The sequence below is a fragment of the Paenibacillus sp. FSL H7-0323 genome (genome assembly GCF_038002725.1).
GTDB lineage: Bacteria > Bacillota > Bacilli > Paenibacillales > Paenibacillaceae > Paenibacillus_AQ > Paenibacillus_AQ odorifer.
On sequence record NZ_JBBODB010000001.1, the window covers coordinates 814,546 to 836,745 of the forward strand.

Consider the following 22,200-nt stretch of genomic DNA (forward strand, 5'->3'; position numbering starts at 1 on the left):
GTGCATAATTAAGCCCATAAATGCGACAATAAGAGTTGGCAACGAATATATCCGACAAAATAAGTTGTGAATAACTGTTGTGTTTTCAGAAAAAAGGTGCTAAGATATACAAAAGTAAGTTACTAAAATTAATGGAGGTAGTTATTTTATGTCTAACAATTTCTTTGAAGCAGTAAAAGGAAGACGTTCCATATATGCCCTTAGTAAAGAATCTACGATTTCGGATGCACAAATTGTAGAAATCGTTGAACAAGCGGTGCTACATAGCCCAACTTCTTTCAACTCCCAAAGCTCAAGAGCCGTTGTTCTTCTTGGAGAACAACACGATAAACTATGGGATATCACTACAGAAACATTGCGTAAAATCGTTCCTGCCGAACAATTTGAAGGAACAGCGCAAAAATTAGCGTCTTTCAAAGCAGGTTACGGTTCCGTACTATTCTTCGAAGATCAAACGGTAGTGAAGAGCCTGCAAGAGAACTTCGCTCTATATGCTGAGAACTTCCCAATTTGGGCTAACCAATCCTCTGGTATTCTGCAATTTGTAGTATGGACAGCACTTTCTGAAGCAGGTGTAGGTGCATCCTTGCAGCACTATAATCCACTGATTGATGATGAAGTAAAAGAAGCATGGGGCATCCCGCAAGAATGGAAATTGATTGCTCAATTGCCATTTGGTAAAACAGTTACTCCTGCTGGTGAGAAACAATTCCAACCGATTGAAGATCGTGTTAAAGTCTTTAAATAAGTGAAATAAGCGTTTGAAACCTCCTTAACCAGGCTAAGTATGTATATAGACTGGTTAAGGAGGTTTTTGGTATGCCATGGAACAAAGAGGATTATCCAGAATCATTGAAGAACTTCACAGCACCTGTTCGCAATAAGGCAATCGATATTGCGAATGCGCTCCTCGAAGATGGTTATGAGGAGGGGCGGGCGATTTCAATTGCCACAGCGCAGGCGAAAGAGTGGGGGGAGAACCACGATAAACAAATCCGTAAAAAAGGTCATTAAGGCTTAATCAAAGGCCTGAACATAGAAATAAAAAAAGCAGGACAGCGTTTATTAACGCTTGTCCTGCTTTTTGACGGGCACAATTATTTAGTGGATTCATTTCCTGCTGCTGCGCTTGCAGTTGGCTCAGCTGTTGCAGCTGCATCTTCTTTAGCGTCAGTAAGTGTGTTCGTGATTTTTGCTTTTTCAGTTGTTTCTGACATCCAAGTGGAGGACAGAGTGGAAACCTTTTGCGAAACTAGTGTTTTACGAATTTCATCTTTCTTTTCTTCCAGTGTATAATCTTTAGCATCTTTATGGTCGGTTACTTTAATGATGTGATAACCATAATCGGATTTGACAGCATCACTGGTTTCACCAACTTTTAGCTTAAAGGCTACATCAGAGAATTCAGCTACCATATCGCCACGTTTGAAGAAGTCTAGATCTCCGCCATTATCCTTGGAACCCGTATCAGAGGATTTTTCCTTGGCAAGAGTAGCGAAATCTGCGCCTTCTTTCAGTTGTTTCAGAATTGCATCTGCTTCTTCTTTAGTCTCAACGAGAATGTGGGAAGCGCGAACTTGTTCTTCTTCACTGAAAGTAGCTTTATTTGTGTCATAGTATTCTTTGATTTCATCATCCGTTACAGTGACTTGTGGCTCAAGGATTTTACGCAGCTTTACTTGCAGCGGCATTTGCTTTTTCAAGTCGTCTACAGTCATTGAGCTTTGGGACAAAGCAGCATTAAAGGCAGCTTCTCCACCGAATTGTGCTTTAAGATCTTCAAGTTCAGTGTTGATGTCTTCATCTGTAACAGTTACGTTAGCTTTTTTAGCCTCTTGATCAACAAGCTCAGTTGTAATCATAGATTGCAGCGTGCTTTCTCCGCCTGCTTCGATCAATTTATCATAAAGTTGTTCTTTTGTGATTTTTGTTCCGTTTACTGTTGCAACAGCTTTTTTGCTGTCGTCTTTTTGGACGACCAGAACAATGATTAGTGCTGCAGCTAATACGATAGAGGCAATCATCCAAGCTTTATTGCTTCTAGGAGCTGTCGGAGGTGTAGGTGGCGTAGCGTTGTTCGCACCGACTTTGTTCATTACTGGAATACTGTCTGCTTTTGTTGTATTCACAGGTTCCTCAGCAGCAACTTGCGCTACTTCAACCTCTTCATTGATAATCTCGGAAGTGTTCAATTCTTCTTCCGTGGTACCGTTGTTTTCTAAGTTCTCATTTCCATTCAGATCTTTTTTGTCCATTATTAGTAATGACTCCCTTCAATATAGGTGTTGCTTGTCTATTTACAACTTTAACAGAAATCCTAATCCTAAACCTTAAGAAAGTATAAAAAAAGGCAGGATCTTTTTAAGTTTCTATTAATAAAAAGCAAAAAGCCGGAAATGGCATCAGTAACATGCCCTTCCGGCTAATGGGAATAAGATGTCTACTTCAGTCCTTTCAGAAGATGACGAATGCTTTCTTGTTTTCGTCTTGGGACACGTACGTTTTTAGCATACAGGCCCATTTCACCGAAATAAATGCAGTCATCTGCGATAGAGCTGATCTTGTTCAGGTTGACATAACAGCCACCGTACACATGATAATAACTTGAATTGGACAACAATCGATTTAATTGCTCGGCAGTCATTCTCTTTTTTATGTTATAGTTTCTGCCGTGAAAAATGACCAAATCATGGTCCCCGACCTTAAAGAACAGAATGTCTGTTTCCACCTCGAAGTCCTCGTACACATTTCTGGCTTCCAGCAGGATGCTACTCATTCATGTTCCCCCTTTATACGGAATAAAAGACTAATGTTAGCGCTTTCATTATATCACAACAGTTAATCGTTGGAAAGACCCATTTTTGAATTGTTTCGTACATTTCTAACTTTATCGTTTGTAATTAACGTTTAAAAATTGTAGATTATATAGATGATCACATCTAATGAGTGTGAAGTAGCAATACTTTTGAGGAGGAATATAGAGATGAATGAGCAGAATAAGTTATTGCTGTTTACAGGTTCTTATGCAAGTGCCGCGGAAAGCGGAGTGCAGGTGTTTGAATTCGATGGAGCTGCAGGTGGTACGCTAAAGCTGCTGGATTCGGTGCAGGGCTTAACTAATCCTACCTTTGTTAATGTAGATACCGCTGAAAAACGTCTATATGCTATAGGAGAAAAACCGAATGGTGAGGGTGGAAAAGAAGGCGAGGTTGTTACCTTTGCCATTGATCCAAAAGACGGGAAATTGAGTGAACTGAAACGCATTCCCTCCATGCCTGCTTCTGGCAACCGTCAAACAACCACCTGCCATATCAATAGAGATTTGAATGATGAATACGTTGTTGTATGTAGTTATCATGGTGGAAGCGTTGGTTTGATCAAATTAAATGAAGAGAAAGCTGCGGATCAATTAGTTGATGTGGCCGTACATTCAGGTCATGGCCAGCATCCTGAACGGCAGGACCGCCCTCATCCCCATTCCGCTATTTTCAGTCCGGACGGGCAGTATGTGTTTGTATCGGATCTTGGGCTTGATTTAATTCGTGCCTATAGAATCAATAGAGAAACCAACAAGCTAGAAGTGCATGGTGATACGGCGCTGCATCCAGGAGCGGGACCACGCCACTTCACTTTTCATCCAGACGGAAAGTCTGCTTATGTAATTAACGAGGTGGATTCCACCATTACATCGTTTACATATGACAGTGCCGCAGGCACTCTGCATACTGTAGATACAGTGCCGACGCTGCCTGATGATTTTAACGAAGAGAATACTTGCGCTGAAATCGCCATTTCCAAGGACGGAAAATATCTGTACGCTTCAAACCGTGGGGCTGATAATATCGCTGTGTATGCTGTGGATAATGCATCTGCTAAGCTTACACATCTGGAATATGTATCTACTCGTGGGGGACATCCACGTCACTTCGCATTGACACCAGATGGAGCTTATCTTATCGTGGCAAATCGTGATGCGAATAACCTGGTTGTATTTTCAATAGAAGCGGCAAGTGGCCGACTCGAATTTACTGGAAATACAGCTGAAGTATCCAAACCGGTATGTGTGAAGCCCGTAAATGTTCCTGTATAAAGTTACTCCATTTGAAGAGTGAATCAGTGATCTTGGGAAATGCTAAAGGGAACACCGGATATAAAGTCCGGTGTTCCCTTTTTTTGAAAATAAAAGCCTGTGATTATCTGGTTGATGAGGTGAATGAGGGAGTAGACTATTTGAGCGAAACGGGCTTAAGAGGTACAATAGTGGATACTGCAGATTTGAATAGTACATTTTGCCTGCCATCACCTTGACCTTGTAAAGTGATTGTGAAAGCATCGTACGAGGTTACGAGCCCTTGCATTTTCACACCATTCGTCGTAAAAATCGTCACAGGCACCTTTGTGGAAATGAACTGGTTCAACAATCGTTCTTGCAATTTTAAACTCTCCACTTTGGCAGCACTCCATCTTCTGTGAATTTTTTTCTCTCAATAATTATAACATGGGTTAGTCCCTCACTGGAAATGAGATCAACAGTCACCTGAATAGACATGGAGGTATTTATGCTTTATTATCAGAACTGGTCTAGAGCTTTTCGCTTTTTTTTAGGGTTTGCTGCTTGTTTCGCCGTTATAGCTGTCCTTGTAAGTATGAATAAGGTATCAACCTTTGATAACTATATTATTGATGGGGTACAATCAGCGGAATCACCGGGGTTGACCTCATTCGCCAAAGGTTTATCTCTGATTGGTTCCTCTAAGATCGCTATTGGCCTATCTATCGTTACCATGGCACTGCTCTATTTTTTGCTGAAACACCGATTTGAATTAATCTTGTTCCTGTGGGTTGGATTAGGCTCACAGCTCTTGAATACAATAATGAAGTTATGTTTTCACAGAGAACGTCCGAATTTACATCGCATTGTTGAAGAGATTGGTTATAGTTTTCCGAGCGGGCACTCAATGGCAGCATTCTCTTTGTACGGTGTTATTGCCTTTTTATTGTGGCGTCATCTGCGGCGGAGGCATGAACGGGTCTTATTAATAATGTTCGCCGTATTCATGACCGTGGGGATTGGCTGGAGCCGTATCTATCTGGGTGTTCATTACCCGAGTGACGTAATTGGGGGATATATGGCTAGTGGCGCTTGGCTGATGTTGTCCATTTGTTTATTTCAAATCTACAAGAGCTCGCGTAAGAAGTAGGATAGATACAAAAACGGATATCTTTCATAACGCATGAAGATATCCGTCTTTATGTGTAAGAGGATTGTTTAAGGAGTCGTCACATGTTGTTCAGATGTTTTGCGATCCTGGAATTGCCCCATTTTGCTTATTCTTTGCTTCAGCATCGCAGGAAGTCCTGCTTTAAGCTTTTGGGCTTCGTCTTTTGTCAGACGTCCTTCGGTGATGGCTTGATCCAGCCGTTGGTTTGCCGATTCGCAGAGCTTCTGAATATATTGATCTTCCGTCCAGCCTTTTTTCTCAAGAGCAAGCTGCGGGAGCGTTTTGCCTGCTTTCAGGCTATTGATTAGCTCTGTACGATCCATTTCCAGCAGTTTAGCCGTTTCAAAAATAATGAAATGTCCACCAGCCCTAACCTTTCCGTCTTTTCCTGGATGGTGACCGTGACCTTTCTCTGAAGGATGGGCACCAGGTGCGGTGGCTGTAGGGGTTACTTTCTCAGCAGAAGCACTTCCGATTGGCGCAAGAGCTGGAGACAGGCTGAGAAAAATAACGGTCGTGAAAGTCATTAATCTTTTGATATTGTTATTCATTCACTCACCTCGTATGTTATGTGATAGGCACTACTCGAATTAGTATTCCCTGAAAGCTGAAAGAAACATGAGTGAGAGCTTAAATGTTCTTAAAATTCATCAACTCCAGGCTGGGGTAATTAGAAGTACGAGGGTTCGCTGATGTTCATATTGTAGCGTGGGCTAATTTTTAGGAGGGATAGGTTTGGCTTTAGGAGCTCGCATATTTAAAACAGGTTTGGCCGTTACGCTAGCCCTGTATTTAGCTGTAATGCTTCAATTTCCTTCTGCCGTGGGTGCAGGGATTGCGGCGATTTTCGCTATGCAGCCCTCTATTTATCGCTCTTGGCGTTATTTTCTTGACCAGCTCACGACTAGTACAATGGGGGCCGTTCTGGCTTTACTCGGAGGGATGCTGTTATCCAACAGCCCAATAGCAGTCGGTTTGGTCTGTATTCTAGTCATTATGATCAGTATGAAAATCAACCGGGCGGATACGATAAGTCTTACGTTAGTTACTGTAATAACAGTGATGGAGGCTTCGGGTGAATGGCAATTCGCACTTAATCGTTTTTTATTAACTTTGACAGGTATTGTTTCTGCATTTCTAATCAATATTATTGTCGTTCCTCCAAAACCTCGTAAGCAATACATTAAGCAAATTGAGAATGTTTTTTCAAGCCTCTCTTTATTGCTGAGAACAGCGGTTTCTCATGAGATGAAGGAAAGTGTATTTCGTGATGAAAAAAATGCTTTGCATTCATCCATAAAATCGTTGGCTGATAAGTATGCATTGTTTGAGGAGGAGCAGAAGCAGTTAAAACGGGCCAAGTATAGCCAGACAAGACAAATGGTTGTGTATAAGAACCTGTTAGCTTCTTTGCAAAAAGGTTACGATGTTCTCGAGGCCGTAGATCGGCATTATTTCCAGGCGGATCGGACCGAACATACAGATGCTCTATTTGATAATCATTTGGAACATTTAATCAAATATCATCAGCACATCTTACTTAAGTTTGAAGACAAATTAAAGCCCAATGCCAATGAATCTGAACCCTTGGGAGAAGACAATGATGAATTCCTGAATACCGCGATTTTGGGGTATAATGCAGAGAAAATAGGTCAGCTGCGTTTATATGTTGTGGCTGCTGCAATTTATGATTACGGATATCAATTGGAGCGCTTAGATAAAGTGGCCGATCAGATGAATCGTATAGCGGAGGATAAAGAATCTGTGCATGAAGCCTAAACATAACCTTGTGAAGAGCAACATATAAGCTTTGTAACAGCAAAAAATCCGGTTCCACAGGGACCGGATCATCTATTTAAGAGAATACTTGAAATCTCAAACTGAAATTGCTAAAATGATAAGATATCGAATAAGTATGCATTTAAAAACATAAATATGCAAATTTATCATATCATGATTCAAATGGAATGTCAACCTTCCAAAAGGGGATGAAATGTAGTGGATAACAATGAAAGTCAGTGGAAAGAGGAACAGGAACGGGTTGACGGAGTAACCAAGCTTTTGTCCGCCCATATTCGCAATTTATCAGAGGAGCTTGGACTTCATCGTAGTGATGTAGTGGATATGCGGAAAGACTTCTGGGAAGAGGTAACCGTAAACTTCAGTAGCCCGGATGATTTGGGAGAAACCTCAACAAGTCTTCGCCAACAGTCCCAAATCCTAAATGAACGGGAACGTCATCATTTGCAATCAAGCAAGGCGCTGAAAAAATATAAAAAGCTGGTTGTCTCTCCTTACTTTGGCCGAATTGATTTCACAGAGGAACCAACGGGCGGGCTGGAAAAGATTTATCTAGGGATTGGATCTTTGATGGAGGATGATGGCACCTTTTTGATCTATGACTGGCGTGCGCCTATCTCCAGTCTGTATTATGACGGAGCACCAGGTCCTGCAGCTTATGAAACACCTGGAGGATTAGTCTCCGGAACAATGAATCTTAAACGCCAGTTTGTTATTGCTGACGGTGTAATTGAAGTTATGTTTGACACTGGGGTTACGATCGGGGATGAGCTGCTGCAGCAGGTGCTAAGTCATAGCGCTGACGATCGAATGAAAAGTATTGTTGCTACAATTCAAAAAGAGCAAAATGCGATAATCCGCAACGACAAAAGCCGGATGCTAGTTGTGCAAGGAGCAGCGGGAAGCGGAAAAACCTCTGCTGCATTGCAGCGGGTAGCTTATCTTCTATATAAATACCGTGAAGTATTATCAGCAGATCAAATGCTGCTGTTCTCACCGAATCCGCTGTTTAACAGCTATGTATCTACAGTGCTCCCGGAGCTAGGCGAAGAAAATATGCAGCAAACAACGTTTCAAATGTATTTAGAACATCGTCTTGGACATGAATTCCTGCTGGAAGATGTCTTTAGTCAGACCGAAAGTTTACTTAATGCTCCTGAGGGTCCTGAGGTTGCTATACGTAGAGAAGGCATTGCCTATAAATCGTCCGTCCCTTTCCTTGATGTGATTCGGCGGTATGCTACGTTGTTGGAACAGGAGGGTATGCTTTTTAAGCCTTTAATGTTTCAAGGGAAAGCAGTGGTCAGTAAAGAAGAAATGGAACGCCAGTTCTACGCGTACGATCCTGCCATAAAGCTTGCAAATCGTGTGGATTTGATGATCCGCTGGCTGCTTAAGAAAATTGCAGATTTTACTCATGAGGAAAGAAATGCGAAGTGGGTCGAAGATCAGATCGAGCTGCTGGATTCCAGCGATTATCACCGTGCATATCAGATGTTGCGTCGGAAGAAGAAAGCTTCGCAGGATAGCTTTGATGATTTTGATACGGAAAAAGAAGTGTTATCTCGTTATGTAGTCAGCCAGCGGCTCAAACCCCTGCGTGGTTGGACTAAACGGGGTCGATTTGTGGACGTTAAGGGCTTGTACAGCACGTTATTTACAGATCGCGAGCTTATGGCGCGCCTCAATGGAGATTATCCTTTACCAGAGGTGTGGGATGATATCTGTGAGCAAACATTGGAATCCATTGGAGTGAACGAGCTTGCTTATGAGGATGCTACGCCATTCCTTTATCTGAAGGAGTTAAGCCAAGGCTTCCGGACCAACACACTGATCCGCCATGTGATTGTAGATGAGGTACAAGACTATTCTCCATTCCAATTAGAGTTCATGCGGCGTTTATTTCCAAGAGCAAAAATGACCGTATTAGGCGACCTGAACCAGGCCATTTATGCGCAAGGTGAGGTACTGGGGGATTTGTCTAGTCTCGTAAGTATATATGGTGAAGAGAACACAGAAGTGATCTCGTTAACCCAAAGCTACCGTTCAACTTATGAGATCGTGGAGTTTACGCGGTCAATGATCCCTGGAGGAGAACGAATCGTACCTTTTAATCGGCGGGGAGAAGAACCCCAGATAAGTGTGGTATCCAGCGAGAAGGAGCTTCTGAATGCTGTGGAACAGGATATCCGCAAGCTGCATTCTGAGGGATATCATTATGTGGCGGTCATCTGCAAAACAGCGGAGGAAAGCGCAAGGGTTCATGCTGAACTGAATCGTAGCCTGCCGGTGAGACTTGTTACAAAGGAAACACCGAATTTTCAGAAGGGGACACTGGTTCTGCCTGCTTATTTAGCCAAAGGCGTGGAGTTTGATGCGGTCGTCATCTATGATGGCTCGGCTGAACAATATGGCAGAGAAAGTGAACGCAAATTGTTTTATACGGCGTGCACTCGGGCTATGCACTTGCTGCACATTTTTAGTCTGGGTGAACCTAGCCATTTTATACCGTCCGCTAATGTGGCATCTTTAAGCGCCGGGTCGCTGTAAGCATAGATTTCTTCATTTTAAGATCGTCCTTTCCGCAGCAGCGGAGGGACGGTCTTTTTGTTTTCATGAATAAAGAAGGGCGAACAAACCACAATAAAGAATGTTGTACACAATGACAAAGGTGGTCAGTTCATGAAGGAAAGAAAATGGGATCTGCTTGCCTTAGCATCAATCCCACTAATAATGACCCTCGGTAACTCCATGCTGCTGCCTATTCTGCCGCAGATCTCCAAAGAACTCGGCATTAGCGCTTTTCAAGTCAGTATGCTGATTACCGTGTATGGATTGATGGCAATTGTAATGATCCCTATTGCAGGTTATCTGTCAGACCGTTTTGGGCGAAAGAAGGTTATTCTTCCGAGTTTAATCATTGCCGCAATTGGCGGTGCTGTCTGCGTGGTGGCTGCTTGGTTTATGAAGGGGGTTAGCGCTTATTGGGTGATCTTAGCGGGGCGTCTGTTGCAAGGAATTGGTGCAGCGGGTGCTTTTCCAATTGTAATCCCCTTTGTAGGCGATTTGTTCAAGGAAGAAGAAGATGTGAGCAAAAGTCTGGGAATCATTGAGACCTCCAATACGTTTGGTAAAGTACTCAGTCCAATTCTTGGTGCCTATCTTGGGATATGGCTCTGGTTTGCTCCTTTTATTGCAATTCCCATTCTATGTCTAATTTCATTTTTGTTAGTCTTATTTCTGGTCCGAAAACCCGAAGCAAAGGATGAACCTGAGAAACAGGAACTTCGGGCGTTTTTATCTGGAATTGTGAGCGTTTTACGTAAAAAGGGACGTTGGTTGTACGCTATTTTTGCCATAGGCGGCATCTGTATGTTTGTGACCTTTGGTGTCCAATTCTATTTATCAGAAATGCTGGAAACTAAATATAAAATGCACGGAGCGACGAAGGGGTTTGTGCTGGCGATACCGCTTGCCCTCTTATGTCTGTCCTCCTATGGAACAGGAAAGATCATTGGTCAGAATAAAACGCTAATGAAATGGCTGGGCTTTGGGGGCATGGTGTTACTGACTGCGGCGATGATTTGTGCGGGATTCAACAAAGGCATTTATTTTTTAGTAGGGTTTATGGGTTTAGGCTGTGTTGGAATCGGAATTGTACTTCCCTGTATGGATGCTTTAATCACGGAGGGGATTGAGAAGGAGAACAGCGGCACAATCACCGCTCTTTATAGTAGTATGAGGTTTATAGGGGTAGCGTTGGGGCCACCGGTGGTATCGTTGCTGCTAAGCAGCGGGCATTGGGTCTTGTTTGCGTTGATGGCTACAGTAGGGGCAATTGGTGGATTGCTGACCTTGTTTGCAGTAACTCCGAGTAAGGGGGATAAGGGGGAGCCAGGCGTTAAAGACACAGAGAAGGTAATTCCTCCAATCTGGCCGAAACGTATTCGCCAAACCTCCTCAATGTCTCTGGATGGAAAAAAGGGCTATCCCTAAGCTGCGTTGCCGCAGCTTGTGGGATAGCCCTCTAGATAAAAGAATAAAAGATATTCTTAGGCTTGTGGAACAGATTCCCAATCCTTCAAGAAACGTTCAATACCGTTATCTGTCAGCGGGTGCTTCCAGAGGGTTGGCAGAAGTGAACCTGGGATTGTAGCGATGTGTGCACCAGCAATAGCTGCTTGCTCAACATGAGCAATGTTGCGGATACTTGCTGCAATGATCTCGGATTTCAAGTTGTAGTTAGTCAGGATAGTCTTCAGATCCTTGATCAGCTTCATTCCGTCAACACCGATATCATCCAGACGACCAACGAAAGGAGAGATATAAGTTGCGCCTGCTTTAGCAGCCATCAAACCTTGAGCCGCGGAAAATACTAGTGTAACGTTAGTTTTGATGCCTTTTTTAGTAAGCTCATAACAAGCTTCCAAGCCATCTTCAGTCATAGGGAGTTTAATTACAACGTTTGGAGCCCATTCAGCAATTTCGTATGCTTCTTTAAGCATTTCTTCTGCTGTAAGTCCGATTACTTCTGCGCTTACAGGTCCTGGAACGATTGCAACGATTTCTTTGATAACATCCTTGAACAATCTTCCTTCTTTAGCGATCAGCGAAGGGTTAGTCGTTACGCCATCCACTAGTCCTAGGCGAGTAATACGTTTGATTTCTTCAATGTTTCCGGTATCCAAGAAAAACTTCATTTTAAATTTCCTCCCTTGATTTCCATATGGATTGACAAGCAACATTCATATTTACATTATGAGACATGCAAATCAAAGTTTCAACTGTTATTTTGAATATTTCAAAATAACTTTATAGAATCAGTATTACCTGTATGCGCTGAATTTCAGATAATATAAGATTGGCTTAGGCCTCCCTCCATGATAATATATAACCGGAATTGTTATTTTGGAGTGGGAGGTGGGGATGGGATGATGTATGCGATATTGGTGATTTTACTTGTGCTTGTGCTGGCAGCAGCGGGATTCCTTGCCTACCAAAACAGCAAGTTGGTGTCTAATCAGAAGAAACTCGGTACTTCATCAAGTGATCCTTCCCTTATGTATTCTATCTTTGACCAATCTAGTGCAGCTGGTGTTGAAGAACCTGAGGCCATTCCGTTATTTCAATACACTGTATTTGCGCGGTCGAATGGAGCGGTTGTTGTGAACAAGCCTGTAGCTATGATTATTTTGTGCAGAGTTGCAGCGGGAAAAGGGGATTACTTATTGGCTGATGTCGAGCGTAATATGCTTGACAAGATTAGTAGGCCAATGCCTTTGGATGCGTATTCTGAGCATAAAGCCTACTTACACAGGACGGCTAATCACACAGAAAAAGAGATGATTCTCAATCTAGAGGATGCAGTGAATTTACAATATACATAGAGTAGGGTGAAAAATATTGATTTTTTGCTCTGCGCAAAGCATAATACAAATTTGGATATAAAAAAGAATCAAACAGCCGGAAGCAATCGCGTTTTATGTAAACACAGCTACCGGCATTGTTTGGTAAAATAATGGATGGCAGTCAGCCTTAGGCATGATATCTCCCTACGGGTGCATTAAGCACCCATTCCAGCATCATGACCATATCTTCAACTCTAGTGAGCTGAGCTTGTAGGTTATCTTGCTGTGGGCTGTTCTCTGTTAATGAAGCTAATCTTGATTCCAGAGATCTGCGCTGCAGTGTCAATTCGTTGATTTTAGATTGAATTTGGTTTTCGGTTCTCATCCGGAATCCTCCTGAACAATAGGTGATTTCAACATCATCATAGATCATTATAACGGATAACATGGGGGTAATAAAATGAGTATCAATGTTAAACAATTAGCCGCGGAAAAAGCAGTGGAATTTGTAAAAGATGGCATGAAGATCGGCCTTGGCACTGGATCTACAGCCTATTGGGCGATCAACAAGCTTGGTGAGCGCGTCAGTGAAGGTCTAAAAATTACCGCTGTAGCAACCTCCCGTGCTTCCGAAGAACAGGCGCGTGAACTTGGGATTCCAATCGTAGCTTTTGGAGATATTGATAGTCTGGACCTGACCATTGACGGAGCGGACGAGCTGGATAGTAGTCTACAGCTTATTAAAGGCGGCGGCGGCGCGCTGCTTCGGGAGAAGATTGTTGCGAGTAACAGTACTCGTATGATCGTTATTGCTGATGAGAGTAAAGTGGTAAACACACTTGGCAAATTCCCGCTGCCTGTGGAAATTGTTCCTTTTGCATGGGAATGGACTGTGGCTGAACTTGCCAAGCTGGGTTGCAATCCTGAATTGCGTCGTAGCGGAGAAGAGCTGTACAAGACAGATAACGGCAATTACATCGCAGACTGCCGGTTCGAAGTCATTGAGTCCGCACCGAAGCTGGCACTGACCATCCAAAGTATTCCGGGACTTGTGGAACACGGCTTATTTATTGGAATTGCAGAAATGGCTATTGTGGGTAAAAAAGATGGAAGTATTGAAATTATAGAAGCTAAGCCAGGCAATTGATCATTCGTAGATCTGGAGAATCTAGCAGATTACGGAAGCTGAGAGCATTGACACGGATAGGGCTGACTCTGTATAGTGCTACTGTTATCTATTGGATGTTTATCGGTTTTGGGCGAGAGATCCATACAGGTGGCCCGCTTCAGTACAATTTGATTCCATTACGTACGGTGTCACTTTATTTCGACATGAATAACGGGGTATCGCTGATCAGCCGGTTTGTGAATCTGCTTGGAAATGTTGTTGTGTTTATTCCATTTGGTATACTAATTCCACTTGCAAAGACACGGCCAATTTCTTGGAAAAGAATCTCTTTATATGCTGTTCCTTGCATCCTGCTTTTGGAGTTTCTGCAAATGCTGCTGCATGTCGGAAGCTTTGATATTGATGATCTATTCTTAAACATGTTAGGGATATGGACAGGTTACTGTATGTTTCGAATCGAGTACAGAAGCAACAGAGAAGGAGGAATGTGAACAATGTTGGTAGATCTTAAATCCCTTATTGGTTCGCCTGAGGTGAACGAGCTGTTGACGTATGCGGTCATTGATGACCCCAACGCGTTGGAGCAGACATCGTCTGAGTACAGCGAACAAGCCGGGCTGCAGTTATATGGCTGGGAAGAAGAAGAACTCCTGCTTGGTCTTGTAGGCTTCGAAGAAACCGAAGACGGTTCTTTGGACATTCGGCATATTGCCGTCTTGCCAGAGAATAGAGGGAAAGGTTATGCACGGGGAATGATTCTGGAGCTGCTCGCTACTCGTCAGCCGCGTTATCTGGTAGCTGAGACTGAGGATGAAATCGCCGCAGATTTTTATCGTAGTCTAGGGTTCATGGTGTACAGCTTAGGAGAGAATGAAGCCGGAATTGAAATGTTAAGATGTGTATACGAAGTTGAAGAGACCGAGGATGAGGACTAAAAAATCTTTGAAGGTCATAAAATGGCAGGTCGAGAGGAATCTCGGCCTGTTTTTTTTGCGTTTTGCCTTTAAATGCCCGAAAAAAAGCCAATTGACTTTTATAAAAGCAGGTATTATAGTTTGACAATGAAACTGTTCGATAGTTGAACTATATTTTGGAGGTAGGAAGCTTTGGATAACGAAGTGCAACATTGGATCAATCGCTACATGGATGCTTATTTGATTGTGACAAGACAAGTAGCAGCAAGAATTAAAGATAGTATTGCGGCGGAGACAACGAATGATCAGTATCAAATTCTTCGGTTGATTAATGCTCAGGAACAATGTACGTCTACATATCTTGCTGAATCTTTTTGCGTGGGTAAAAGCTCCATTACTGCAATCATCAACAGATTGGTGCAAGCGGGTATAATCGAGCGAACTCGTGACGAGAATGATCGCCGCCAGGTGTATTTGTCGATGTCTGAGCACGGAAAAAAAGTTTTTGAAGCAGCGGAGACGCAGGTACATGAAGTGATTTCCCCGTATTTGTTTCATTTTGAAGAGAAGGATATTGAAATGTTCGTCATGATGTTCGAGAAGCTGGCGAATTTAATTCAGAATGATGATGGAGGGAAGAATCCATGAAGACGATTCTAAAAGCAAGATGGGCGGTTATCGCAATCTGGCTCGCTGTGGCCGTAGTTTTGGTCATGACGGCCCCTTCGTTCTCTGATCTTGTACGTGAGAAGGGGCAGGTTACTGTACCTGATGGCTATTCCTCATCTAGAGCGGCAGAAATCTTAAAGGAAGCGGCGAATGATAAGGGCGGAGAGACACTGCATCAGGTAGCTCTTGTATTCAATAATCCAGAGGGAATCGGAGCCAATGAAACAGCTAGTATCCAGCAGGGCGTTGAGAAGTTGGCTGCGAATAAGGAGACGCTGCAGATCGATTCCATCACCGATCCTTTTTCACAAAGTGAGCTTAAGGATACGTTGATTGCCAAGGATGGCAAGACGATAATGGTGGCGTTGTCTATCAAAGGCGGAGGAGAGTCTGTCACCGCACTTCCTGATAAAGTGGATGAATTACTCACAGATGTTAAGGCGGATCATTATTTAACCAGTGAGGGTTTGATTACTGAGGATATGATTGCTAGCTCGGAAGCCGGGCTTAAGAAATCGGAGTATATTACGGTAGTCTTTATTTTACTTATCCTGTTCGTGGTATTCCGTTCGTTCGTGGCACCGTTTGTTCCGCTACTGACGGTAGGACTCAGCTATATTGTTTCTCAGTCCGTTGTGGCTTTTTTAGTGGACCGTTATGATTTTCCACTATCTACATTTACTCAAATCTTTATGGTTGCGGTCATGTTCGGGATTGGTACGGATTATTGTATCCTGTTAATCAGTCGCTTTAAAGAAGAAATGATGACAGCAGAAGATACCAAAAGTGCTATTATTGCAACCTACCGTAAGGCTGGGGGAACGGTGTTCTATTCCGGACTTGCGGTATTCGTAGGTTTTGTAGCGATTGGATTATCCAAATTCATTCTGTATCGATCGGCGGTAGCCGTTGCCGTGGGGATTGCGGTTATGCTGCTGGCGCTTGTAACCATTGTTCCATTCTTCATGGCGGTACTTGGCAAAAAGCTCTTCTGGCCTTCACGCGGCAAGCTGGAGCACAGTGAGAGCCGTATTTGGGGAGCAGCAGGTTCTTTTTCCTTAAAAAGACCATGGGCCGCGCTGCTAATTGTTGCAGTAATCGTAGCTCCGTTCCTTGTTACCTATAGCGGAAAGCTGTCCTTCAACAGCTTGGAGGAAATTGGCTCAGAATATGCCTCGGTAAAAGGATTTAACATCATTTCGGATAGCTTCGGGCCGGGTGAATCCATGCCTGGCAAGATCGTAATCAAAAATGATGATCGGATGGATACTTCAGAATATCTTGGACTTGCAGAAAAAATCAGCCGCGAGCTGGAAAAAGTGGACAGCGTAAAATCGGTGCGCAGCATGTCTCGTCCAACGGGAGAGCTGATCAGTGATTTCTTAATCCCGAATCAGGTGGGGACTTTATCTGACGGTCTGGATCAGACCAGTGAGGGATTGACCAAGATTCAAACGGGATTGTCTGAAGCTAGTAAACAGCTGAGTGAAAATGCACCTAAGCTTACAGAGGCTGCTCAAGGCAGCGCTAAGCTGACGGAAGGCACAGCAGAACTGAAAGATGGGATCGTCGCGTTAGGCGATGGGCTGGCACGTATTGAGAGCGGAATAAAAAGCGGCTCAGCTGGTGCAGGAGAAATCAAAGCAGGACTTCAACAGGCAGCTGCTAGTGCCAAGCAGCTTGCGGATGCCAATACGAAGCTGCTGGAGGGATATAAAAAAATCGGCAGCGGTTTAACTGCGCTGAATCAAGGGCTTGGGCAGCTTCCGCAGCAGCTGCAAGGTGTGGCAGAAGCGTTGAAGGGACTGGATGGTTCTTTTAATGGTCTTGAGAGCAGTTATCCGGAAATTCTGCAGGATGTTAATTACCTGACCATTAAAGGCACCGTAACGCAGAGTGGTACTGGGGCAGCACAGCTGGCAGCGGGTCTCGGGCAGATCTCAGAGCAGCTTAAAGGAGCAGCAGCTGGCTTAAATGAGGCGAATGCTGGCTATGCCAAAGCTTCGGCAGGGCAAACCGCACTCGCACAAGGTTTAGCTAAGCTTGTTGCGGGCATCGGTCAGCTGCAATATGGGCTGGAGCAGGCCGCAGCAGGCCAAGGACAGATCGTAGATAAAATTCCATCCATTACTAGTGGACTAGATCAATTGCAAGGCGGACAGCAGCAGCTTGCGGATGGTTTTGGTCAATTAACTGGGCAGATAGGAGCCTTAACTACTGGTTTAAGCGACAGTGCAAACGGCTTGAAACAAATTACCAGTGGGCTGGGCTCTGCACAAGATTATTTGAATCAGATTCAAGCGGCTAAGGATGATGAGCTGAGTGGATTCTTTGTACCGGCTGAGGCTCTTGAAGCTGAAGGTATAGAGCAGGTATTTAATACCTACTTGTCTGACGACCGTAAGGTAATGACGCTGGATGTAGTATTCACTGAGAATCCATATAGTTCAGAAGCTATTGACAGTGTTGATGATATTCAAGCAGCAGTAGATCGTGCAGTGAAAGGAACGAAGCTGGAAAATGCAGAGTCTGCAATCAGCGGGGTTACAAGCAGCCAGAACGATTTACGTAATATTTCCAACGAAGACTACACACGTACAGTAATTTTGATGCTGGGTGGGATCTTCATTATCTTGGTGTTGCTGCTTCGTTCAATCGTAATGCCGATTTACCTTATTATTTCTCTTTTGATTACTTATTTTTCAGCATTGGGTGTTACAGAGGCTATATTCGTTCACCTTCTGCACTTTGAAGGGATTACCTGGACAACGCCATTCTTCAGCTTTGTTATGCTGATTGCACTTGGTGTAGATTATAGTATTTTCTTAATGGCCCGCTTTAACGAATATAAAACATGGGATGTACGGGAAGCGATCCTGCATGCTATGCGCAATATGGGAACAGTCATTCTTTCGGCGGTAGTTATTTTGGGCGGCACCTTCGCATCGATGTACCCTTCAGGGGTATTGTCGATGATGCAGATTGCAACAGTGGTGCTTGTAGGGTTGGCCTTGTATGCACTAATCTTCTTGCCGTTTTTTGTTCCTGTTATGGTGCGGATCTTCGGCCGTGGGAACTGGTGGCCATTTGCGGTCAAACAAAGTGGAGAACCCACTAAACAAGATGTAAACATGTAATCACTCTACACAGCAAAAAACCTCTAGTGTTTGCCTAAATAGGCGGCTAGAGGTTTTTTTGTGAAAATATAAGTACAAAGTTTATTTCATTTTGGCAAAAAAGCTACGTAACGCCCAGCCGCGTTCTTGCCGTTTTTTATATTTGGGTAGCGAACGGTAAATGGCGGTGGATTCGTCGAAAGCACGTTTAGCATCCTCAGTTCTGCCCAGTGCTTTGTACATGGAGCCGGCTAAATAATAGGCTTCACTAGAGGAAGATTGAATCTCTTGAAATTGAGTAACGTAATGCAACGCTTTATCGTGATTTGTATGGCGAAAGGTTTCCGCTAACCGAAGATATGGCTGACCATATTGGGCTTTTCGGTTGATTTCTAGACCTCGAAGCATCTGATCTTCGCCTTCTTCCAAAGCGCCCAGCTTAAGATTCACATGACCCAGCTCCACCCAATATTCGGCAGATTGTTCGTAACGGTCTTCGATCTGTAGCAGGATATCCTTGGCTTCCTTGTATTTTTTACGTTCTGACAGATTCCGGGCTAAATCAAATTTAGCAGAAACATCATTTGGATTCAAAGATACTGTTGTGCGCAGCTTGGAGATTTGCCGCACTCGTTTGAAGGGCTTTGTAATACTAGGGAAAATTCCCACGTATCGCCGATCTAAGAAATATAAGATAACAAGCAGGATGAATAAAGCCAGAAAAGGGTTGCCCACTAATCTGAAAAGCATCATAATACCTATAAATTTAAGCATGATTTCCCTCCATGATCATTTGGTTCCGGTATTGCGGTTGAATAAGAGTAGATCTAAGGCAGCGTAATTATATCATAATTCAAACCAATCTGAATCCCGGGATTTAAGATAAACTACAACTTTTGTCAGCTTTATAGCGTCTTAGTGTAATAGAAATAATAATTACAATAATATCATAAGAAGGGAAAATCAAGATGCACTTATTTTCAAGGAAGCTAAGGCTGTTTAGTTTGTTGGTTTGTTCAAGTCTGGTGACTGCATTGTCTGTCCCTCAAGTTATAAGTGCAGCTCCATCACCTGGGAAGTTGGGTGGGATTAAGGAGATTGTTGCTTCGCCAGGTTTTTGGGGTGGAAGCTCTTTTGCGGTGGGAACTGACGGAGATGTTTGGTCCTGGGGGAGTAATGTTTTTGGTCAATTTGCTAATGGTACCGCCGGGCCTGAGGGGTGGACGATTACTCCCCATAAAATAGCTGGGCTTGAACATACGAAACAGCTGGCGATCGGCGAAGCGTACTATGTAGCGCTGAACGAAGACGGTACGGTTAAGGCTTGGGGAGATTATCGGGATAAGAGTGTAGCAGAAGCTGGCAATGGGGCAAGTGCTAAACAACACAAGGTTCTGCTTCCTCAAGGGATCTCAGGAATGAGTGATGTGGTTAGTATATCGTCAGGATTGCATAGTGCATTAGCTTTGAGAAACGATGGAAGTCTACTCCAGTGGAATCCTCCAGAAGCTTCAGATGTGGGCTATACAGAGCTGCCTGCTGCCACTAAGGTACAGGGTTTGAGCGAAGTGAAGTGGATCGGAAGCAGTATTTATCATGCCGCCATTCGAACTAACGGTACGCTGTGGATTTGGAGTGCTATCCCGCAAACAGAGAACACGAATGTGATGAAGAAACCGACCCCAGTTAAGGATTTATACCATGTAAAGTCCGTCTCTATGAGCGATCTCAGTATACTGGCTTTAACCGAGAGCGGGAGCGTCTGGGGAACAATTGACAGCAATAATTATAACGAAGTCACGATGAGCAAGATGCCAGGTCTTACGGATATTGTATCTGTCCAGACGAAAAACGGGTTCAATCTTGTTGGCAATAAAAAAGGAGAATACTGGGTATGGAAAGCTGGTACCTCACTACAAGGTCTGCAAAAGATTACAGCCGTAAAAACGATCTCAAAACTTACGCTGGATTTAGACAACTTTGCAGCTGTTAAAAAAGATGGCACCGTGTGGACTTGGAGTACCCAACCATCAACCGACAACCGTTTAGTTTTTACGCAGCCTAAGTTAATAAAAGGATTGAGTGATCCTGTTTCTTTTGCCATGGGTGAGAATAGTAAGTATGCAGTCCTGAAGGATGGAACAGCTGTGGCTTGGGGAACAAATAGGTTTGGTCAACTCGGAATTAGCGCGGTTGATTCACGTCCTTTTACTATATCTCCTATTTTAAAGCCTGTTACTGTAATTGTAGATGGTCAAAAAATGGATTCCGCACAGTCTGCTATTTTTATGGATGGAAGTGTAAAAGTACCGATTAGGGATGTAGCAGAAAGTCTGGGATATACCCTGTCTTTGGAGGGGGAACTGACGTTGACGAAAGCTGGGAAGAAAATTTCATTACCATCAGCAGAATCCATTAAAGTAAGCTATACTTCTCTAGTGCCAGCAGCGGCTTTGGCCAAAGCTACAGGTCTATCTGCGGAGTGGAATAGTACGCTGTACCAATTAACATTACAAACAAAAAGATGACTTACATTTAACACATATATTAATATTCTGAGGTACAATAAGTGAATTAATCTCAATTTCACCATAATAACCAGTCTGGAGTGATAGGAATGGCTTTTACAATATGTGTGTTTGCCGGATCGAATCCAGGTCTTAACTCTGAATATACGGAAATGGCTAGGGAATTAGGTTATCATATAGCGGCACAAGGCTGTAGGTTGGTCTATGGAGGTTCGCGGAATGGCCTTATGGGACAGGTTGCGGACGGGGTACTCGCTAATGGTGGCGAAGCTGTAGGAATTATGCCAGTGGATCTTTTTCAAGATGAAATCAGACACTCCGGATTGACGAATCTGATTGAGGTCTCTAGTATGCATGAACGTAAGGCGGTAATGAGCGGTATGGCGGATGCTTTTATTGCTTTGCCGGGAGGTCTTGGAACCTTCGATGAGCTATTTGAAATTCTGTGCTGGATGCAGATTGGTATTCATCAGAAGCCTATAGGGCTGCTGAATGTTCGAGGTTATTTTAATCCACTGCAAGCCTTGATCTCCCATAGTGTGGCTGAAGGTTTTGCACCAAAAACTGCACTTCAAATGCTGCATATGAACTCAGAACCCGAATATCTGCTTGAACTGATGAGAGGGCGAGTGGATCATAATAATGATGAGAAGGGGAAAGCAAGGTTCCCGTCTCAGCGCTAGAGCAATAAGAAATATGAACAACCTCCAGCTATTTTTATATGGCTTGGAGGTTTTTTGACATTAGAAGAGATAAAACTGTTTAAACTTTGGAGAAGATGGGTAAATAAGCCGTAAGTAACCAAGCAGAAATGCAAATTTCAGGAACATCACGGAAGGAGGTTGAAATCCAATGAATGTGATCGTACATAATCTTATGGCTTACAATCATCAGTTTTTTAGACCTCAGCCCGTGGTCAATCCCAAGCAAGGAAAAGCAGACAAGAAGAGAATGAGTTTCCAGGAAGTTCTGAATGAGAAAATGAAAGCGTACAGCACCTACAACAAAAATTAAAGATGAAAGCTATACCCTATGTCTGTTAAAGAAAGCCGGAACGCGATGATCCTAGAGATCATTGCATTCCGGCTTTCTTTAGGGTCTAACCTCAAAAAATTCGCAGCTCTTGCGTGAGTAGTAAGTCAGATCACTAACTCTAGATTGAATAACAACATCGAAATCAGTGAAGCGGACAACGGTTGCTCCTGAATTTACTAAATGATCGTCCTGAAATACACGAACAGGTAATTTGCGGTCAACGGCTTCTTGGAAATCGCTGTCGCTTAGCAGCGGGCGGTTAATGGGCATGGGAAATAACTCCTTTGATCATGTAATGAAGTAAGAAATAAAAATAGTATACCTGCGGAAGCACAAGAAATCCAATTTAAGATGAAGTACACGTATTCTGTGAGGAACATATTTGGACGAAATTTTATACTCCCTCCTTAGACATAACATAGATATGAATGGTTTCGTA

General features: G+C 43.3%; 24 protein-coding genes. 16 read left to right on the forward strand and 8 right to left on the reverse strand.

Annotation, left to right across the window (positions count from 1 at the left end; all coding sequences use genetic code 11):
* Positions 1-148: 148 nt before the first annotated feature.
* Together MHH89_RS03800 and MHH89_RS03805 are read left to right on the forward strand one after the other, a co-directional pair.
* Positions 149-748 (forward strand): nitroreductase family protein, encoded by a 600-nt coding sequence (locus MHH89_RS03800; protein ID WP_076125903.1) that lies wholly within the window; start codon positions 149-151, stop codon positions 746-748.
* A 71-nt stretch (positions 749-819) separates the two neighbouring features.
* Positions 820-1,014 (forward strand): hypothetical protein, encoded by a 195-nt coding sequence (locus MHH89_RS03805; RefSeq protein WP_036686240.1) that lies wholly within the window; start codon positions 820-822, stop codon positions 1,012-1,014.
* Between the two features lie 83 nt (positions 1,015-1,097).
* On the opposite strand, the gene MHH89_RS03810 is transcribed toward MHH89_RS03805, so the two are convergent.
* Positions 1,098-2,255, reverse strand: a complete 1,158-nt coding sequence (locus tag MHH89_RS03810; RefSeq protein ID WP_076125905.1) for a peptidylprolyl isomerase — start codon at positions 2,253-2,255, stop codon at positions 1,098-1,100.
* 185 nt (positions 2,256-2,440) lie between these two features.
* Complete coding sequence (locus MHH89_RS03815; RefSeq protein WP_036686243.1) at positions 2,441-2,776, reverse strand: LytTR family transcriptional regulator DNA-binding domain-containing protein; 336 nt, start codon at positions 2,774-2,776, stop codon at positions 2,441-2,443.
* 207 nt (positions 2,777-2,983) lie between these two features.
* On the opposite strand from MHH89_RS03815, the gene MHH89_RS03820 reads away from it, so the two are divergent.
* A complete protein-coding gene (locus MHH89_RS03820; RefSeq protein ID WP_076217722.1) occupies positions 2,984-4,090 on the forward strand; it encodes a lactonase family protein in 1,107 nt (368 codons plus the stop codon).
* 136 nt (positions 4,091-4,226) lie between these two features.
* Here the strand turns inward: MHH89_RS03820 and hfq are convergent, their stop codons facing one another.
* Positions 4,227-4,448, reverse strand: coding sequence for an RNA chaperone Hfq (gene hfq, locus MHH89_RS03825; protein WP_036686247.1), 222 nt, complete (start codon positions 4,446-4,448; stop codon positions 4,227-4,229).
* Between the two features lie 111 nt (positions 4,449-4,559).
* On the opposite strand from hfq, the gene MHH89_RS03830 reads away from it, so the two are divergent.
* Positions 4,560-5,201 (forward strand): phosphatase PAP2 family protein, encoded by a 642-nt coding sequence (locus MHH89_RS03830; RefSeq protein ID WP_076125909.1) that lies wholly within the window; start codon positions 4,560-4,562, stop codon positions 5,199-5,201.
* A 68-nt stretch (positions 5,202-5,269) separates the two neighbouring features.
* Here the strand turns inward: MHH89_RS03830 and MHH89_RS03835 are convergent, their stop codons facing one another.
* Positions 5,270-5,773, reverse strand: coding sequence for a hypothetical protein (locus tag MHH89_RS03835; RefSeq protein ID WP_076183438.1), 504 nt, complete (start codon positions 5,771-5,773; stop codon positions 5,270-5,272).
* A 184-nt stretch (positions 5,774-5,957) separates the two neighbouring features.
* On the opposite strand from MHH89_RS03835, the gene MHH89_RS03840 reads away from it, so the two are divergent.
* From MHH89_RS03840 to MHH89_RS03850, 3 genes are all read left to right on the forward strand, one after another.
* On the forward strand, positions 5,958-7,001 hold the full coding sequence (locus MHH89_RS03840) for an FUSC family protein (RefSeq protein ID WP_076125912.1): 1,044 nt from the start codon (positions 5,958-5,960) through the stop codon (positions 6,999-7,001).
* A 219-nt stretch (positions 7,002-7,220) separates the two neighbouring features.
* A complete protein-coding gene (gene helD, locus MHH89_RS03845) occupies positions 7,221-9,572 on the forward strand; it encodes an RNA polymerase recycling motor HelD (RefSeq protein ID WP_076125914.1) in 2,352 nt (783 codons plus the stop codon).
* Positions 9,573-9,704: 132 nt separating this feature from the next.
* Positions 9,705-11,018, forward strand: a complete 1,314-nt coding sequence (locus MHH89_RS03850; protein WP_076310403.1) for an MFS transporter — start codon at positions 9,705-9,707, stop codon at positions 11,016-11,018.
* 56 nt (positions 11,019-11,074) lie between these two features.
* Here the strand turns inward: MHH89_RS03850 and fsa are convergent, their stop codons facing one another.
* On the reverse strand, positions 11,075-11,722 hold the full coding sequence (gene fsa / locus MHH89_RS03855) for a fructose-6-phosphate aldolase (RefSeq protein WP_036686257.1): 648 nt from the start codon (positions 11,720-11,722) through the stop codon (positions 11,075-11,077).
* 231 nt (positions 11,723-11,953) lie between these two features.
* On the opposite strand from fsa, the gene MHH89_RS03860 reads away from it, so the two are divergent.
* Positions 11,954-12,409 carry a hypothetical protein gene (locus MHH89_RS03860; RefSeq protein ID WP_076279787.1) on the forward strand — a complete coding sequence of 152 codons (456 nt, stop codon included), beginning with the start codon at positions 11,954-11,956 and terminating at the stop codon, positions 12,407-12,409.
* A 148-nt stretch (positions 12,410-12,557) separates the two neighbouring features.
* Here the strand turns inward: MHH89_RS03860 and MHH89_RS03865 are convergent, their stop codons facing one another.
* Positions 12,558-12,755 (reverse strand): hypothetical protein, encoded by a 198-nt coding sequence (locus MHH89_RS03865; RefSeq protein WP_076183447.1) that lies wholly within the window; start codon positions 12,753-12,755, stop codon positions 12,558-12,560.
* A gap of 81 nt (positions 12,756-12,836) precedes the next feature.
* Between MHH89_RS03865 and rpiA the strand changes: the two genes are divergently transcribed.
* The 5 genes from rpiA to MHH89_RS03890 all read left to right on the forward strand — a co-directional run bounded on the left by rpiA (position 12,837) and on the right by MHH89_RS03890 (position 18,219).
* Positions 12,837-13,517, forward strand: coding sequence for a ribose-5-phosphate isomerase RpiA (rpiA, locus tag MHH89_RS03870; RefSeq protein ID WP_341088788.1), 681 nt, complete (start codon positions 12,837-12,839; stop codon positions 13,515-13,517).
* A gap of 47 nt (positions 13,518-13,564) precedes the next feature.
* Positions 13,565-13,990 carry a VanZ family protein gene (locus tag MHH89_RS03875; RefSeq protein ID WP_143759968.1) on the forward strand — a complete coding sequence of 142 codons (426 nt, stop codon included), beginning with the start codon at positions 13,565-13,567 and terminating at the stop codon, positions 13,988-13,990.
* Positions 13,991-13,993: 3 nt separating this feature from the next.
* Positions 13,994-14,434 (forward strand): GNAT family N-acetyltransferase, encoded by a 441-nt coding sequence (locus MHH89_RS03880; protein ID WP_076125920.1) that lies wholly within the window; start codon positions 13,994-13,996, stop codon positions 14,432-14,434.
* A 171-nt stretch (positions 14,435-14,605) separates the two neighbouring features.
* Complete coding sequence (locus tag MHH89_RS03885) at positions 14,606-15,061, forward strand: MarR family winged helix-turn-helix transcriptional regulator (RefSeq protein ID WP_038570382.1); 456 nt, start codon at positions 14,606-14,608, stop codon at positions 15,059-15,061.
* Positions 15,058-18,219: an MMPL family transporter gene (locus MHH89_RS03890; protein WP_076308121.1), complete on the forward strand. Its 3,162-nt coding sequence runs from the start codon at positions 15,058-15,060 to the stop codon at positions 18,217-18,219. Before MHH89_RS03885 ends, MHH89_RS03890 begins: the two co-directional genes overlap by 4 nt.
* A gap of 81 nt (positions 18,220-18,300) precedes the next feature.
* Here MHH89_RS03890 and MHH89_RS03895 read toward each other — a convergent pair whose 3' ends face one another.
* Complete coding sequence (locus MHH89_RS03895; protein WP_076218208.1) at positions 18,301-18,972, reverse strand: tetratricopeptide repeat protein; 672 nt, start codon at positions 18,970-18,972, stop codon at positions 18,301-18,303.
* A gap of 194 nt (positions 18,973-19,166) precedes the next feature.
* Between MHH89_RS03895 and MHH89_RS03900 the strand changes: the two genes are divergently transcribed.
* The 3 genes from MHH89_RS03900 to MHH89_RS03910 all read left to right on the forward strand — a co-directional run bounded on the left by MHH89_RS03900 (position 19,167) and on the right by MHH89_RS03910 (position 21,740).
* On the forward strand, positions 19,167-20,726 hold the full coding sequence (locus MHH89_RS03900; protein ID WP_076310407.1) for a hypothetical protein: 1,560 nt from the start codon (positions 19,167-19,169) through the stop codon (positions 20,724-20,726).
* Positions 20,727-20,815: 89 nt separating this feature from the next.
* Positions 20,816-21,409, forward strand: a complete 594-nt coding sequence (locus MHH89_RS03905) for an LOG family protein (RefSeq protein ID WP_076125930.1) — start codon at positions 20,816-20,818, stop codon at positions 21,407-21,409.
* Between the two features lie 169 nt (positions 21,410-21,578).
* Positions 21,579-21,740: a hypothetical protein gene (locus MHH89_RS03910; RefSeq protein ID WP_172628809.1), complete on the forward strand. Its 162-nt coding sequence runs from the start codon at positions 21,579-21,581 to the stop codon at positions 21,738-21,740.
* 78 nt (positions 21,741-21,818) lie between these two features.
* Here MHH89_RS03910 and MHH89_RS03915 read toward each other — a convergent pair whose 3' ends face one another.
* Complete coding sequence (locus MHH89_RS03915) at positions 21,819-22,031, reverse strand: hypothetical protein (RefSeq protein WP_076125931.1); 213 nt, start codon at positions 22,029-22,031, stop codon at positions 21,819-21,821.
* Between the last annotated feature and the right edge of the window lie 169 nt (positions 22,032-22,200).

Coding starts and splice junctions, on each gene's coding strand:
- MHH89_RS03800 (WP_076125903.1), top strand. CDS start 149: ATGTCTAACAATTTCTTTGAAGCAGTAAAAGGAAGACGTTCCATATAT.
- MHH89_RS03805 (WP_036686240.1), top strand. CDS start 820: ATGCCATGGAACAAAGAGGATTATCCAGAATCATTGAAGAACTTCACA.
- MHH89_RS03810 (WP_076125905.1), bottom strand. CDS start 2,255: ATGGACAAAAAAGATCTGAATGGAAATGAGAACTTAGAAAACAACGGT.
- MHH89_RS03815 (WP_036686243.1), bottom strand. CDS start 2,776: ATGAGTAGCATCCTGCTGGAAGCCAGAAATGTGTACGAGGACTTCGAG.
- MHH89_RS03820 (WP_076217722.1), top strand. CDS start 2,984: ATGAATGAGCAGAATAAGTTATTGCTGTTTACAGGTTCTTATGCAAGT.
- MHH89_RS03830 (WP_076125909.1), top strand. CDS start 4,560: ATGCTTTATTATCAGAACTGGTCTAGAGCTTTTCGCTTTTTTTTAGGG.
- MHH89_RS03835 (WP_076183438.1), bottom strand. CDS start 5,773: ATGAATAACAATATCAAAAGATTAATGACTTTCACGACCGTTATTTTT.
- MHH89_RS03850 (WP_076310403.1), top strand. CDS start 9,705: ATGAAGGAAAGAAAATGGGATCTGCTTGCCTTAGCATCAATCCCACTA.
- fsa (WP_036686257.1), bottom strand. CDS start 11,722: ATGAAGTTTTTCTTGGATACCGGAAACATTGAAGAAATCAAACGTATT.
- MHH89_RS03860 (WP_076279787.1), top strand. CDS start 11,954: ATGATGTATGCGATATTGGTGATTTTACTTGTGCTTGTGCTGGCAGCA.
- MHH89_RS03865 (WP_076183447.1), bottom strand. CDS start 12,755: ATGAGAACCGAAAACCAAATTCAATCTAAAATCAACGAATTGACACTG.
- MHH89_RS03880 (WP_076125920.1), top strand. CDS start 13,994: ATGTTGGTAGATCTTAAATCCCTTATTGGTTCGCCTGAGGTGAACGAG.
- MHH89_RS03890 (WP_076308121.1), top strand. CDS start 15,058: ATGAAGACGATTCTAAAAGCAAGATGGGCGGTTATCGCAATCTGGCTC.
- MHH89_RS03895 (WP_076218208.1), bottom strand. CDS start 18,972: ATGCTTAAATTTATAGGTATTATGATGCTTTTCAGATTAGTGGGCAAC.
- MHH89_RS03900 (WP_076310407.1), top strand. CDS start 19,167: ATGCACTTATTTTCAAGGAAGCTAAGGCTGTTTAGTTTGTTGGTTTGT.
- MHH89_RS03905 (WP_076125930.1), top strand. CDS start 20,816: ATGGCTTTTACAATATGTGTGTTTGCCGGATCGAATCCAGGTCTTAAC.
- MHH89_RS03910 (WP_172628809.1), top strand. CDS start 21,579: ATGAATGTGATCGTACATAATCTTATGGCTTACAATCATCAGTTTTTT.
- MHH89_RS03915 (WP_076125931.1), bottom strand. CDS start 22,031: ATGCCCATTAACCGCCCGCTGCTAAGCGACAGCGATTTCCAAGAAGCC.